The sequence below is a fragment of the Amycolatopsis sp. 505 genome (assembly GCF_031625235.1).
In the GTDB taxonomy this organism is placed as follows: Bacteria; Actinomycetota; Actinomycetes; order Mycobacteriales; family Pseudonocardiaceae; genus Amycolatopsis.
This window is the reverse complement of sequence record NZ_JACKQP010000001.1, coordinates 1,074,006-1,087,879: the sequence shown is the minus strand read 5'-3', so window position 1 is coordinate 1,087,879 and position 13,874 is coordinate 1,074,006. Positions and strand designations below refer to the sequence as shown.

Below are 13,874 nucleotides of genomic sequence, written 5' to 3'. Positions count from 1 at the left end.
AGAGCCGTCGATGACGACAGTTGAGGACCTGCCGGCTGCCGGAAAGCAGCCGAAGTCCACCCGGGCGAAGATCCTCGACGTCGTCCGGTGGGTGGCGATCCTGCTGGTCATCGGCTTCGCGGCGAAGCAGCTGGCGGCCAACTGGGGCGAGTTCTGGCACACCCTGCGCGACGTCGCCTGGGAGTCGTCCCTGCTGAGCCTGGTCGCCCTGGTCGCGGCCATCCTGGTCTCGACCTGGGGCTGGCAGGTGATGGTCGACGACCTGGGCAAGCCGATCGGCTACGCCCAGGGCGCCCAGATCTGCCTGGTCGGCTCGCTCGGCAAGTACGTGCCGGGGTCGGTCTGGGCGTACCTGCTGCAGATGGAGCTGGGCCGCAAGGCGGGCCTGGCCCGCGCCCGGATCTTCACCGGCTCCCTGATCCAGCTCGGCGTGGGCGTGGTGTCGGCGCTGGTGGTGTCGCTCCTGGCGGCCCCGGCGGTGTTCAGCAACAGCCCGCGCGCGCTGTGGCTGTTCGTGCTCATCCCGCTCGGCCTGGCGATGCTGCACCCGAAGATCCTGACCTGGGGCACGTCCCTGGTCCTGCGGATCCTCCGCCGCCCCCCGCTGGCCCACCCGCTCGGCTGGGCGGTGATCGGCAAGGTGTTCGGCGCCTCGACGGCGGCGTGGTGCCTGCAGGGCGTCCACCTCTGGCTCCTGGCCAACTCGGTGGGCACCCCGGGCCTGAGCGGCTTCGTGCTCTGCGTGGGCGCGATGGCCGTGGCGATGACGGTGGGCACGTTCGCGTTCATCCTCCCCAGCGGCGTCGGCGTCCGCGAGGTGGCCCAGGTGGCGGTCCTGACGGCGAGCGGCCTGACGGTCGGCCAGGCCACCGCGTTCGCGGTCGCCTCCCGCGTGATGTTCACGGTCGCCGACCTGCTCACGGCCGGCTTCGCCGCGGTCGCCGCCCGCACCGCCCGCTCCGCCTGACCCTCCCGCCGTGTCGTCCGCCCAGGTACGTGTGTCGTCCATCCCGGTACGCGTGTCGTCCGCCTGGGTACGCGAGCCAGCGCCCCTGCCTGACGTTGTCCCCAGGTTGTCCACAGGGGTTGCGCACATGTGGACAACTCACGGCGTCAGCCGGTAGATCACCGCGTCCGGGTTGCGGTAGACCACCGTCAAGAACGGCTCGCCCGCCAAACCGACCAGCCCCGGCTGATAAGGCCGGCCCGGATCACCGGACGGCTTTCCCGAAATGACCCAATGGATGTTCCACCGGCGCACCGCCGCCCGCACCGCCGGATCCGTCGAATAGTTTCGAAAGCGGTTCGCCAGCAACACCGCGTCCGACGGTGGGGAAGTTTCGTCGAAATGCCCGGCGACGGTTCGAATTCCCGTCAAAGCGTAAGTCCACGCGGTTCCGTCGAACCGGTCGTTCATCGCCCACTCGCCGGGCGCGGCCAGGGTGCCGAGCGCCAGCATCGCGGCCTGCTCGCCGGGTGTGACGCGCAGCGTCGACGGGTCCGCCGCCTGGTAGCCCGGGTACACCTGGTCGCCGTTCGACCGGACGTACAGCCCGTTCGAAAGCAGCACGAACCCGGGCAGGACCAGCAAGGCGACCACCTGGACTTGCGACGGCAGCCGGTCGCGCAGCCACGCCTGCGCCGACGCCAAGCCGTGGGCCGCCAGGACCGACAGCGGGACCGCCGCCATCGAGAAGAACCGGAACGGGTCGTCCCACCAGGGCCGGGACAGGGCCATCACGATCGGCGCGTTGGACGACGCCACCGTCACGTACGCCAACCCCGTCACCAACGCCGTCAGGCCGATCCAGCGCAGCTCACCCGCCCGCGCGAAGAACACGATCCCCAAGAACAACGCCACCGACAGCCACACCTGCGGGTGCGGCTCGAAGTGCTGGAACCCCAGCAGGGCGCCCAACGCCGTCGACGCGCGGTACTCGCTCGGCCAGCCGTAGTACGGCAACGCCAGCCCCAGCGCTCCGAACAGCTGCAGCCACGCCACCAGCAGCGACACCACCGCGATCGGCAGCAACGCCAGCAGATCGCGGCCGAGCCGGCGCCACCCCGCCAGCCAGCGCTGCCCCAGCATCGAAACCGCGAACAGGATCCCGCCGAACAACGTCGACGGGTGGATGCACAGCAGCCCCACCGCGGCGAGCACCAGCACCAGCCCGGTGTCCGGCGCGGCCCGCTCCAGGTACCGCCGCAGCGCCACCGCGGCCAACGGCGTCAGCGTCACGCCCAGCGCGAACGGCAGCAGCGGCCCGCGGTTCATCGACTCGTAGACGCCCGTCACCGGCGCCACCGCCGTCAGCGCCACGGCGCCCGCGAGCACGGCCCGGCCGCGGAATTCCCGCACCAGCGTCACCAGCGACAGCGCCAGCAAGCCCGGCAGCAGCACGGTGTTCGCGTCCAGCGTCTCCGGGATCGACCCGCCGCCGAGCCGGTACGTCACCGACGCCAGCAGGTGGTAGGCGTTGGGGTAGAACACCGGTGGCGCGTCGCCGTACCAGTTCACGTGGCCCGTGCCGAACAGGCTGCCGTCGCCGGTGTCGGCGAGGTAGCGAACGGCGTTGCCGTGGTAGACCGCGTCGAATCCCTGGGGCAGCGCCCCGATCCGGCCCATCCCGAGCAGGGCCGCCCAAACCCCGGTGGCGGCCGCGAACAGCAGGCAGGCCAGTACCGCCAGGTGTCCACTTCTCGTCCACAATGGCGGTTCCGGCGACCGGCCGCGCACCGTGAACCTCCGCACACCGAAAGCGATCCCGGCGAACACGACCGTCGACACCGCGTACGTCAGCGGCGTGAACGGCAGCCCGGCCACGGCGGCCCACGGACCGGTCAGCCCGCCGACGGCGTAGCTCAGCAACGGCGCCGTCCCGGCCAGGACCCAGCCGCGCAAACCCGCCGCGAGACCGATCAGGAGACCCGGCCCGGCGATGACGACAATGGCGATGCCTGCGGAGAGCACGGTGGAGACTAAGCCGGGAATGACCGGCTCGTCGCGTCGACGGGATAGCCCGATCGGCGCTTTTTCAGGACGTCACTTCGGCCCTCCGAGGCGACACCCGATCGGGTTATTCTGACCGGTGAATTTCCCTGATTGACTGTCGCCGGCGAAGTGATCCACCCCCATTCGGTCCCGTGATCGATCCACGCGAAACACTTCGCCGCCGATGATCGATAACCTGGCCGGGGAGCCGGCCGGGCGGGTGCGGTGCGAGGCGGAGGGGGCCGGGTGGTCTACGCGGTCGTGGTGGCGTGGCTGGTCGTCGCCGCGATCGTGGTGCTGACCTGGACCCGCCTCGACGCCGACCGCGGCCTGCGCGCCTTCGTCCTCACCCTCGCACTCGGCCTCTCGCTGCTGCACCAGCTGCTGTTCGCGACCGTCACCGAAGACGCGCTGGTCACCTTCCGCTACGCGCAGAACATCGCCGACGGCAACGGGCCGGTCTTCAACCCCGGCGAACGCGTCGAGGGGTACACGAACTTCCTCTGGCTGGTCCTGGTCGCGCTGCCGCGTGCCGCGTTCGGCGCCGACATCCGCACCACGGCGGTCGTCCTGGGGGTCCTCGCCGCCCTCGGCTGCGTGCTCCTGGCGTACTTCCTGGCCAACCGGATCGTCACCGCGGCCGGCGCCGCGCCGCGGCCCGCGATCGGCGTGGCCGCGGCGGTGCTGACCGCGAGCGCCGGCGGCCTCGCCGTCTACGGTGCCTCGGGCTCCGAAGTCCCGCTGTTCGTGCTCCTCGTCCTCGCCGTCGGGTACGCGCTCGCGGCGCGCCGCCCGGTGGTCGCCGGGGTGGTGGTCGCCTTCGCCGTGATGACCAGCCCGGAAGGCCTGGTGGTCGCCGTGCTGGCCGGCCTGTGGCTGGCCGGGGCCGCCCTCAAGGAAAAGCACAGCTGGTGGGCGCCGGTGGGGTACGTCCTCGGTGCGCTGGTCTTCCTGATCCCGCGGCTGGCCTGGCGCGCGACGTTCTACCAGCACTTCCTCCCCGCCCCGCTGGCCGCGAAGCTCGGTGGGCCGCTCGATGAGCACCTCGCCACGGGCTGGCCGTACCTCGCCGGATTCGCCCTGGCCCACCAGGGGTTCCTGCTGCTGGGGCTGGTCGCCGCGGTCGCCCTGCTGCTGCGTCGCACCGAAGCCGTGGAGGCTCGGGCGCTACTCTGGCTGCTGTTCGCGATGGCCGCCGGGCTGGCCGCGGCGGCCGTGCTCATCGGCGGCGACCCCGGTCCGTCGTGGCGGCTGCTGGCCCCGATCCCGCCGCTGCTGGCCGTCGCGGCCGCCGGGACGTACGGCGTGCTGACCGTGGACGTCGTGGCGAAGCCGTCGCCGTGGCCGAAGCAGGTCACGCCGCGGCTCGTCCCGGTGACCGCCTGCGGGCTGGCCGGCATCGCGGTCCTCGTCTCGGTGCTCAGCCCCGAGATGCTCGACCGGGTCCGCGTCTGGCACTCGCACGGCACCGAACTCGCCGAAATCGGCGACTGGCTCGGCGACTACCTGCCGCCCGGCTCCGTCGTCAGCGCCGCCGCGCCCGGCGCCCTCGCCGCCCACGGCGGGCAGCTGCTCATCATCGACGTCCTCGGCCGCACCGATGACCACATCGCGCGCGAAGGGCGGCACGACGGAGGCGTCGCGACCGACTACGACTACGTGGTGAACAGCCGCCGGCCGACCGTCGCCGTGCCCGCCGAGGGCGGCTACGCCGACCGCCAGCACTGCGTGATCGACCCGGTGTACGCGGGCAAGTACGAGGTCGCGACCTTCCGCCGCGTCGGCACGCCCTACTGGGTCTCGGTGTACCCGCGGGCGGAACAGGCGAAGTCGCTGGTCGCCGACCTCGACAAGGGCCCGGACTTCCGCTACGTACCCTGTCCTTCGTGAAGCTCGAGGCCCCGGACCGGCAGCTGGGCGCGGAAGCGCGGCTCGGGATCGGGGTGTTCGGCGCGTCGCTCGCCCTGTTCGTGGTGCGGTTCCTGGTGCCGCGCCCGATCGCGATGTCCAACAACGGCGACGGCGGACGCGTGCTGTGCGGCGCCGGGATCACCTGGAAGGGCCTGCCCGAGCCGTTCGTCCACCTCACCTACCCACCCGCGCCGGGACCGCCGTGCCGGCCGACGTACCTGCTGACGCAGAGCTGGCTCGCGGACCTGGCCGTCCGCGTCGGACGGCTGATCGGCCTCCACGGCACGCTGAGCCTGGTCATCCTGGGCCTGCTGAGCAGCATCATCGCCGCGGCCGCGATCACGGCCATCGTGCTCGGCCTGCCACACCCGCGCCGGACCCGGCTGTTCGTGGCGGCCGGGCTCCTGCTGGTCGTCGCGGACTCGGCGTTCTTCGGCTACTTCGCGGCGATCCTCGGCGAAGGCGCGGCCTTCCTCGGCTTGCTGCTGGCCGTCGGCGGCCTGCTCCTGACCGCCCGAGAAGGCCGGTGGAGCTACGCGGGGATGGCGGTGACGTTCGCGGGCGGCGTCCTGGCGGTCAACGCCAAGGTCCAGACGCTGATCATCCTGCCGATCCTCGCGCTGGCGATCCTGCTGGTCCGCCCGGGCACGCTGAGCGGGGCCAAGCGGTGGGCGTCGGCGGTGCTGGTCATCGGCGCGATCGGCGCTGTCACGCTCTCCGCGCAGCAGAGCGTCGAGCCCGCCCGAGCGCCCGACGGCACCTACAGCGCCTTCCCGGGCGACGACTCCCGCGAGATCAACGTCTTCAACTCGATCTTCCTCAACATCGTCGACGGCAAGCACGACACCCAGGCCGACCTGGCCGCCCTCGGACTACCGCCGTCGTTCGCGCAGTACGCGGGCAACGGCTGGTGGCACCCGCACCCGGCGACGACGGACCCGCTGTACCCGCGGTACCGCGACAAGATCAGCCGCCGGAACGTCGTGACGTACTTCGCGACCCACCCCGGCCGGACCCTGGCCGTGCTCGACCGCGCCGCCACCGACCAGCTCGCCGCCCGGCCGGACTACCTCGGCAGCTTCGACCGGGACGCCGGCTTCCCGCCGCACGCGCAGGAGTACCGGGTGCCGGTCGTGTCGTGGCTGACCGGCCTGTTCGCCCCGCTCGGGCTGTTCGCGCTGGTCCCCATCTGGCTGTTCGTGCTGCTCAGGGCCTGGTCGCGGCGGCGGGACGCGCTCGGCGTCGTGCTGGCGTTCCTGTTCGCGGTCTCGGTGACGCAGTTCGGCACCGCGGCCCTCGGCGACGGCATCGAAGGCATCAAGCACCAGTCCGTCGCGCTGTTTTCGCTCTTGCTCGCGCTCGTATTGTGTTCTTCCCCGCTGAACCGCCGCGCCGAACCTACGGTCCCGTAACCTGGCCGGATGGCCGACCTGGTTTACCCGCCCGTGATCGCGGCGGCCCGGACGATGTTCCGGGTACTCGACAACCGCATCCGGATCGAGGGCGCGGAGCACATCCCGCGCCGCGGCGGCGCGGTCATCGCGTGCAACCACGTGAGCTACCTGGACTTCATCTTCTGCGGGCTCGGCGCGCGCCCGGCCAAGCGGCTGACGCGGTTCATGGCGAAGAAGGAGATCTTCGACAACAAGATCGCCGGGCCGCTGATGCGCGGGATGCACCACATCTCCGTCGACCGCTCCGCCGGGCTGGCCTCCTACCGCGAGGCGCTCGCGAAGCTGCAGGCCGGCGAGGTCGTCGGCGTCTTCCCCGAGGCCACCATCAGCCAGTCGTTCACCGTCAAGGAGATCAAGTCGGGCGCGGTCCGGATGGCCGCGGCGGCCGGCGTCCCGGTCGTGCCGATGGCGCTGTGGGGCACCCAGCGGCTGTGGACGAAGGGCCGCCCGAAGGACCTGACCCGGCGGCACGTGCCGATCTCGATCCTCATCGGCGAGCCGATGCACCCGGCGAAGGGGGACGACTGGGACGTCGTCACGAAGGAGCTGCGCACCCGGATGAGCGCGCTGCTCGACCGCGCCCAGGCCGAGTACCCGGACCAGCCGGCGTCCGACGAGGAACGCTGGTGGCTGCCCGCCCACCTGGGCGGCACGGCGCCGACCCCGGCCGAAGCGGCCGAGCTCGACCGCCCCTAGAACCACCGCTCGAGCACCTGGGCGACGCCGTCCTCGCCGGCCGGGCCGGTGATCTCGTCGGCCACGGACCGCGCCTGCGGGTGCCCGTTCTGCATCGCGACGCCGTGACCGGCCCACCGGAGCATCTCGACGTCGTTGGGCATGTCGCCGAAGGCGATCACCCGCTCGGGCTCGACCCCGAGCCGCCCGGCGACGTCGGCGAGCCCGGTCGCCTTGGTGATGCCGTGCGCGGACAGCTCGACCAGCCCGCCCGACGACGAGTACGTCACGTCGACGTCCCGGTCGAACAGCGCGTTCACCGCGTCCGCCATCTCCTCCGACGACATCCCGCGGTGGCTGACCAGCAGCTTGATCGCCGGGTGCCCGAGCACCTCGGCCCGCGGCGCGGTGCGGCCTTCGCCGTCGCCCCACGGGTTGTGGTAGTCCGGTTCGATCACGAAGTTGCGCATATCGTGGTCGGCGCCGGTACTGACCCGCTCGGTGGCCAGCCGGCAGCCGGGCAGGGCCTTGTCCAGCGCGTGCGCGATGTCGTGGAGCAGTTCGGGCCGCAGCAGGCCGTGCACCGCGACGACCTCCTCGCGGCCGCAGTCGTACAGGACGGCGCCGTTCGCGCACACCGCGTACCCGGTCAGCTCGAGTGGCCCGGCCACGGGCGCGATCCAGCGCGGCGGCCGCCCGGTGGCCAGCACGAACGGCACGCCCGCGTCGATCGCCCGGCGCACGGTGGCGATCGTGCGGCCGGTCAGGGATTCGGAGGGGCCGAGCAGGGTGCCGTCGACGTCGGACGCGATCAACTGGGGTCTCTCCACCCCGTCATTGTCCCTGACTCGTTCGGGCGAAGACGTTCCCGTCCGTGCGACAGCCGGTGGTGACCGATAGTCTCCTCCTTCCTCCCCACCGCCACCCTCAACGGAGAAGCTTCGCTTCACTGTTACTTTTCGCATTGTGCGAGTAGGCATCGTCATTCTTCCGGAAGATCGTTGGTGGGCCGCCGAGCCGAAGTGGCGTGCCGCCGAGGAGTACGGCTTCGACCACGCTTGGACCTACGACCACCTCGGCTGGCGCAACCTGGTCGACGGCCCGTGGTTCTCCGCGATCCCGACCCTGACCGCGGCGGCGACGGTGACGTCCCGCATCCGGCTCGGCACGTTCGTGGCGTCCCCGGTCGCCCGGCACCCCGTGCCGTTCATGCGGGAGCTCAACACCCTCGACGACATCTCGGACGGCCGGTTCGTCCTCGGCGTCGGCGCGGGTGTGGACCACCTCCGCTACGACGCCGCGGTGCTCGGTGGCCCCGAGCTGACGGCCAAGCAGCGCGTGGACCGCTTCACCGAGTTCGTCGAGGCGCTCGACGGGCTGCTCATGACCGACAAGTTCGACTTCGACGGCGAGTACTACCGGGCCCGCGAGGCCCGCAACCTGCCCGGCCCGGTCCAGCGGCCGCGGCTGCCGTTCGTCGTCGCGGCGAACGGCCCGCGCACGATGACCCTCGCCGCGCGCTTCGGCGCGGGCTGGGTGACGACCGGCAAGGGCGGCGAGACCGCCGACGAGTGGTGGGCCGGCATCGAGCAGCTCACCGAGGTCTTCGACGGGCGGCTGGACGCGGCGGGCCGCGACCGCGCGAGCATCCAGCGGTTCCTCAGCCTGGACGCGTCACCGGTGTTCTCGCTGAGCAGCGTGGAGGCGTTCCGCGACGCCGTGGGCCGGGCGAAGGAGCTCGGCTTCACCGACGTCATCTCGCACTGGCCGCGGTCGTCGTCGCCGTACGAAGGCCGGGAAGCCGTGCTGGAGCAGGTCGCGAGCGACGTCCTGCCGGAGCTGCGTTAGTCCGAACGAGTGACATCGGGGTGATCGGGAAACCGATTGCCGGTCCGTGGGCGTCGATACTTTGCAGACGACCGAGATCACCCCGGGGGTGCGGGGGCCCTCGTGGCCGCGGAGGGGCGCCGCGGCCACGAGGGCGTTCTACTTCACGATCCGGTAGATGACCGCGCCCGGGTTCCGGTAGACGACCTGCAGGAAGTCGTGCCCGTCGAGGTGCTGCAGGCCCCACGCGATGGGCGTGTCCCGGCGGATGGTGCCGCTGCCCACCAGCACGTAGTGGATGTTCAGCCGCTGAACGGCTGCGCGCACCTGCGGGTCGCTGTCGTAGTCGACGAAGTGCCGGGCCAGGTAGAGCGCGTCCGGCGGGGCCACGCCGGCGTCGTAGTGGCCGGCCACCGGGTGCACGCCGGTCAGGGCGTACATCCAGGCCGTGCCGTCGAGCCGGTCGTTGAGCACCTTCTGGTCGGCGGGGATGCCGAGCGTGCCGAGGTGGTCCATCGCGTCGATCTCGTCCTGGCTGACCGGCGGGACCACCTCGCCGGGCAGGCCGTTGTAGTAGAGCAGCGACACCGTCTTGGCGTTGGCCGCGCGGTAGAACCCGCCGGTCAGCACGCCCATCGCGACGACCAGCAGCACCGCCGTCGCCAGGCCCACCCGGCCGGTCAGCCACGGCCGCGCGCGCACCCAGGCGCGGCCGCTCGCGAGCTTCGCCACCCACCGCTGGGTCTCGCTCATGCCGTGCGCCGCGAGCAGGCACAGCGGGATCGACGCCAGCGCCATCAGCCGGAACCGGTCGTTCCACCAGGGCCGCGACAGCGAGATGACCCAGTGTTCGCCGCCGAAGCAGGCGACCACCACGAACAACGCCGACAGCCCGAGCGCCGAGAGCACCAGCCAGCGCATCCGCCGCAGCGCCACCAGCGTCAGCACGCCGATCGCGAGGAACACCGTCAACCAGATCTGCGGCACCGGCAGCACCTGCTTGAACGTCGCCAGCATGGCCAGTGCCTTCCACACCGGCATGTGCGAGCCCCAGGCGTAGTACGGGTACGAGCCGGACGTGAAGCCGATCGCGCCGAGGATCATCGGCGCGGACAGCACGCCGGCGAAGACCATCGCCGGCACCATCCGCAGCACGTCGCCGCCGATGACCCGCCAGGCCCGCTTGCCCTCGGGGACGCCGTCGACGCGGCGGCCGCGCAGTGCCCGGTACCAGCGCTGCACCACCAGCGGGAACGCGAACAGGATCGCCCCGAACAGCGCGCTGGAGTGCGCGGCGAGCAGGCCGGTCGCGGTCAGGGCGAGCACTGTCCCGGTGTCCACGCCCGGCCGCGCGACGAACCGCTGCAGCGCGATCACCGCCAGCGGCGTCAGCACGATGCCGAGCGCGAACGGCAGCAGGCCGCTCGACACCGACTCGTACGCCCCGGTCGTCGCCCCACCGGCGACCAGCGCGGCGCTGCCGGCGAACACCGCGCGGCCGCCGAGCTGTCGGACCAGCGCGGCCATGGCCAGGGCGAACAGCCCGGCGATCGGCATCGTGATCGCGTTGAGCGTGACCGGGATCGACGTCCCGGACAGCTCGTAGACCAGGGCGCCGACCAGGTGGTAGGCGTTCGGGTAGAAGGAGCCGGCCGGGTACCAGTTGATGGTGCCCATGCCGGTCAGCGAGCCGTCGCCGGTCTCGGCGATGTAGCGGATGCCGTTCGCGTGGAAGACGGTGTCCCAGCGCTGGAACACCGCGGTCGTCCCGCCGCGGCCGGAGACGACCACGGCGATCGACACGGCGACGGCGATCGCGACGCAGGCCCCGACGGCCAGGTGGGCCCGGCGCGTCCAGGGCACGGCGGGCTCCTCGGCGCCAGGGGTGAGCCAGCCGCGCGCGGTGGCCAGGCGGCGCATGCCGTACAGCACGCCGGCGAGCAGCAGGGTGACCGCGGCCACGCTGAGCGGGCCGTACGGGATGTGCGCGATGGCCAGCCAGGGCCCGGCCAGGCCGGTGATGGCGTAGCTGAGCAGCGGCGCGAGGCCGGCCAGGGCCCAGCCGCGCAGGCCGGCGGCCCACCCGGCGACCCCGCCGGGGACCGCCAGCACGGCCAGGTAGGTGGCCACCGCGCCGAAGTAGCTCCAGAAGTCCTCGGGTGCAGGCACTGCTTTCCAGGTGTGTCGTAGGCCGAAATGTGATAGGTGGGTGCGGGCCGTGCGACCGACCTGCGTACCCTCGACGCCCGTGAGCGCGCACACGAACCCCGCCAAGATTACTGAAGACGATTTCGCAGGTTACGACCTCGTCGTCGTCGGGTCCGGCTTCTTCGGCCTGACGGTCGCCGAACGGGCCGCGGCCGAGCTGGGCAAGAAGGTCCTCGTCCTCGAGCGACGCAGCCACCTCGGCGGCAACGCGTACTCGGAGCCCGACCCGGAGACGGGCATCGAGGTGCACAAGTACGGGGCGCACCTGTTCCACACCTCGAACAAGCGCGTGTGGGAGTACGTCAACCGGTTCACCGAGTTCACGAACTACCAGCACCGCGTCTTCGCGCGGGTCAAGGACCAGGTCTACTCGTTCCCGATGAACCTGGGCCTGATCAACCAGTTCTTCGGCAAGTCGCACACCCCGGACGAAGCGCGCGAGCTGATCGCGAAGCAGGCGTCCGAGTTCGAGACCTCCGCCGCGCAGAACCTCGAGGAGAAGGCGATCTCGCTGATCGGCCGCCCGCTCTACGAGGCGTTCATCAAGGGCTACACCGCGAAGCAGTGGGAGAACGACCCCAAGAACCTGGGCGAGAACATCATCACGCGCCTGCCGGTCCGCTACAACTTCGACAACCGGTACTTCAACGACACCTACGAGGGCCTGCCCGTCAACGGGTACACCGCGTGGCTCGAGAAGATGGCCGAGCACGAGAACATCGAGATCCGGCTGAACGTCGACTACTTCGACGTCCGCGAGCACATCCCGGCGGGCACCCCGACCGTCTACACCGGGCCGCTGGACCGCTACTTCGGCTACTCGGCGGGCAAGTTCACCTGGCGCACCGTCGACTTCGAGTCCGAGGTCGCCGAGACCGGTGACTTCCAAGGCACCTCGGTCGTCAACTACAACGACCAGGAAGTCCCCTACACCCGGATCATCGAGTTCCGGCACTTCCACCCGGAGCGGGACTACCCCAAGGACAAGACGGTCATCTTCCGCGAGTACTCCCGCTTCGCGGGCGAGGACGACGAGCCGTACTACCCGATCAACACGCCGGAGAACCGCGAGAAGCTCGAGGCCTACCGCGAGCTGGCCAAGGCCGAGGCCCGCGAGAAGAACGTGCTGTTCGGCGGCCGGCTGGGCACGTACAAGTACCTCGACATGCACATGGCCATCGGCTCGGCGCTGTCGGCGTTCGACAACAAGATCGCCCCGCACCTGACCGACGGTGCGCCGCTCGACGGGTCCCTCGATGCTTGAGAAGGGGCAGCCCGCCGGAGAGGTGGCGGTCCTCGCGAAGGCGCAGAGCTTTCTGAAGAGTGAAGCTTCGGTGAAGGCTGCGCGCGGCATGTCGCACTTCGGCGAGCACGCGCTGGGCTGGTTCGGCCTCGGCCTGATCGGGGCTGTGGTCGACAAGGAACGGCGCAAGGACTGGCTGGTCGCTTCGGCGGGTGTCGTCGGGGCGCACGCGGCGTCGATCGCGGTGAAACGCGTGGTCAGGCGGCCGCGACCGGACCACTCGAGCGTCGAGGTCCTGGTCGGCACGCCGAGCAAGCTGAGCTTCCCGTCGTCGCACGCGACGTCCACTACGGCGGCGGCGGTGCTCTACTCCGGATTGACCGGGCGTAACCTGGTGCCCGCCCTGGTACCGCCGATGCTGGCCTCGAGGCTCGTGCTCGGCGTTCACTATCCGACAGACGTTCTGGCCGGTGCAGCTCTCGGGGGGCTCGTCGGTGGTCTGATACGACGGAAGCTGAAGAAGAACCCATGAGCGAGACGACCGAGCAGCGCGACAGCGACGAAACTGCCGTGACTCCTGAGGTTGGTGTGTCACGCGGGCCGTTCGGCCTGGTCGGCGGCGTCATCAAGACGGCGCGGCCGCGGCAGTGGGTGAAGAACGTCCTGGTCTTCGCGGCCCCGTTCTTCGCGTTCTCGAAGTCGACCGACCGCACCGGTCTCCTGATCGACGCGGTCATCGCCTTCGTGGCCTTTTCGCTGGTGGCGAGCTCGGTCTACCTCATCAACGACGCCATCGACGTCGAGGCCGACCGCGCCCACCCGACCAAGCGCAACCGGCCCATCGCGGCCGGCATCGTGCCGGTCCCCGTCGCGTACGGGGCCGCGGTCGTGTTCTTCCTGGCCGGCCTCGGCGTGTCGTTCCTCGCCAGCTGGCAGCTGGCGGTCGTGCTGGGCGTCTACGAGGCCGTCCAGCTCGGCTACTGCTTCGGCCTCAAGCACCAGCCGGTGGTCGACCTGGCCATCGTCGGCTCGGGCTTCCTGATGCGCTCGATCGCCGGTGGCGTGGCGGGCGGCATCGCGCTGTCCCAGTGGTTCCTGCTGGTCACGGCGTTCGGCTCGCTGTTCATGGTGGCGGGCAAGCGCTACGCGGAGATCATGCTGTTCGAGCGGACCGGCGCGAAGATCCGCTCGTCGCTGAAGAAGTATTCGGCGAGTTACCTGCGGTTCGTCTGGGCGACCTCGGCGGCGATCCTGATCATGTCGTACTGCCTGTGGGCGTTCGAGATCCGCCAGACCGAGCACAACTCGGTGTGGGCGCTGATCTCGATGGTCCCGTTCCTGGTGGCGGTGCTCAGGTACGCGGTGGACGTCGACGGCGGCATCGCGGGCGAGCCGGAGGAGATCGCGCTCAAGGACCGCATCCTGCAGGTGCTGGGCGCGACCTGGGTGATCACCCTGTTCCTGTCGTTCTACCTGTGACTCTTCGCGAATCGACAGCTTCGCTACAGGTCACGCACAGCTGACGGGCGCACCCTGAGGTGGTGGGGGCGGGCACTGCGCCCGT

The 13,874-nt window shown here is 71.0% G+C and carries 11 protein-coding genes; 8 read left to right on the top strand and 3 right to left on the bottom strand.

What is annotated here, in order from left to right:
• Positions 1 to 10: 10 nt before the first annotated feature.
• A complete protein-coding gene (locus H5965_RS05275; protein ID WP_310968160.1) occupies positions 11 to 967 on the top strand; it encodes a lysylphosphatidylglycerol synthase transmembrane domain-containing protein in 957 nt (318 codons plus the stop codon).
• A gap of 138 nt (positions 968 to 1,105) precedes the next feature.
• Here the strand turns inward: H5965_RS05275 and H5965_RS05270 are convergent, their stop codons facing one another.
• A complete protein-coding gene (locus tag H5965_RS05270; protein ID WP_310968159.1) occupies positions 1,106 to 2,971 on the bottom strand; it encodes a DUF6541 family protein in 1,866 nt (621 codons plus the stop codon).
• A gap of 267 nt (positions 2,972 to 3,238) precedes the next feature.
• Here H5965_RS05270 and H5965_RS05265 point away from each other — a divergent pair, with 267 nt between their 5' ends.
• From H5965_RS05265 to H5965_RS05255, 3 genes are read left to right on the top strand one after another with little or no spacing between them, the layout of a single operon-like run.
• Positions 3,239 to 4,882: a hypothetical protein gene (locus H5965_RS05265; protein WP_310968158.1), complete on the top strand. Its 1,644-nt coding sequence runs from the start codon at positions 3,239 to 3,241 to the stop codon at positions 4,880 to 4,882.
• The gene (locus H5965_RS05260) at positions 4,879 to 6,315 is read left to right on the top strand and encodes a hypothetical protein (protein ID WP_310968157.1); all 1,437 of its coding nucleotides are present in this window, start codon (positions 4,879 to 4,881) and stop codon (positions 6,313 to 6,315) included. Before H5965_RS05265 ends, H5965_RS05260 begins: the two co-directional genes overlap by 4 nt.
• Positions 6,316 to 6,324: 9 nt before the next feature.
• Positions 6,325 to 7,053 carry a lysophospholipid acyltransferase family protein gene (locus H5965_RS05255; RefSeq protein ID WP_310968156.1) on the top strand — a complete coding sequence of 243 codons (729 nt, stop codon included), beginning with the start codon at positions 6,325 to 6,327 and terminating at the stop codon, positions 7,051 to 7,053.
• Here the strand turns inward: H5965_RS05255 and H5965_RS05250 are convergent.
• On the bottom strand, positions 7,050 to 7,847 hold the full coding sequence (locus H5965_RS05250; protein ID WP_310968503.1) for an HAD family hydrolase: 798 nt from the start codon (positions 7,845 to 7,847) through the stop codon (positions 7,050 to 7,052). The genes H5965_RS05255 and H5965_RS05250 overlap by 4 nt on opposite strands.
• Positions 7,848 to 7,998: 151 nt before the next feature.
• On the opposite strand from H5965_RS05250, the gene H5965_RS05245 reads away from it, so the two are divergent.
• Complete coding sequence (locus H5965_RS05245) at positions 7,999 to 8,880, top strand: LLM class flavin-dependent oxidoreductase (protein ID WP_310968155.1); 882 nt, start codon at positions 7,999 to 8,001, stop codon at positions 8,878 to 8,880.
• 138 nt (positions 8,881 to 9,018) lie between these two features.
• On the opposite strand, the gene H5965_RS05240 is transcribed toward H5965_RS05245, so the two are convergent.
• Complete coding sequence (locus tag H5965_RS05240; protein ID WP_310968154.1) at positions 9,019 to 11,028, bottom strand: DUF6541 family protein; 2,010 nt, start codon at positions 11,026 to 11,028, stop codon at positions 9,019 to 9,021.
• 79 nt (positions 11,029 to 11,107) lie between these two features.
• Between H5965_RS05240 and glf the strand changes: the two genes are divergently transcribed.
• The 3 genes from glf to H5965_RS05225 are packed head-to-tail and all read left to right on the top strand — an operon-like array spanning position 11,108 to position 13,789.
• Positions 11,108 to 12,331, top strand: coding sequence for a UDP-galactopyranose mutase (gene glf / locus H5965_RS05235; RefSeq protein WP_310968153.1), 1,224 nt, complete (start codon positions 11,108 to 11,110; stop codon positions 12,329 to 12,331).
• Positions 12,324 to 12,842: a phosphatase PAP2 family protein gene (locus H5965_RS05230; RefSeq protein WP_310968152.1), complete on the top strand. Its 519-nt coding sequence runs from the start codon at positions 12,324 to 12,326 to the stop codon at positions 12,840 to 12,842. The genes glf and H5965_RS05230 overlap by 8 nt, the downstream gene beginning before the upstream one ends.
• Entirely contained in the window at positions 12,839 to 13,789 is a 951-nt protein-coding gene (locus tag H5965_RS05225) for a decaprenyl-phosphate phosphoribosyltransferase (protein WP_310968151.1), read from the top strand. Before H5965_RS05230 ends, H5965_RS05225 begins: the two co-directional genes overlap by 4 nt.
• The last annotated feature ends 85 nt before the right edge of the window (positions 13,790 to 13,874 follow it).

What these genes read in the sequence shown, in the direction of transcription:
- H5965_RS05275 (WP_310968160.1), top strand. Translation starts at nt 11, where the DNA reads ATGACGACAGTTGAGGACCTGCCGGCTGCCGGAAAGCAGCCGAAGTCC.
- H5965_RS05255 (WP_310968156.1), top strand. Translation starts at nt 6,325, where the DNA reads ATGGCCGACCTGGTTTACCCGCCCGTGATCGCGGCGGCCCGGACGATG.
- H5965_RS05230 (WP_310968152.1), top strand. Translation starts at nt 12,324, where the DNA reads ATGCTTGAGAAGGGGCAGCCCGCCGGAGAGGTGGCGGTCCTCGCGAAG.
- H5965_RS05225 (WP_310968151.1), top strand. Translation starts at nt 12,839, where the DNA reads ATGAGCGAGACGACCGAGCAGCGCGACAGCGACGAAACTGCCGTGACT.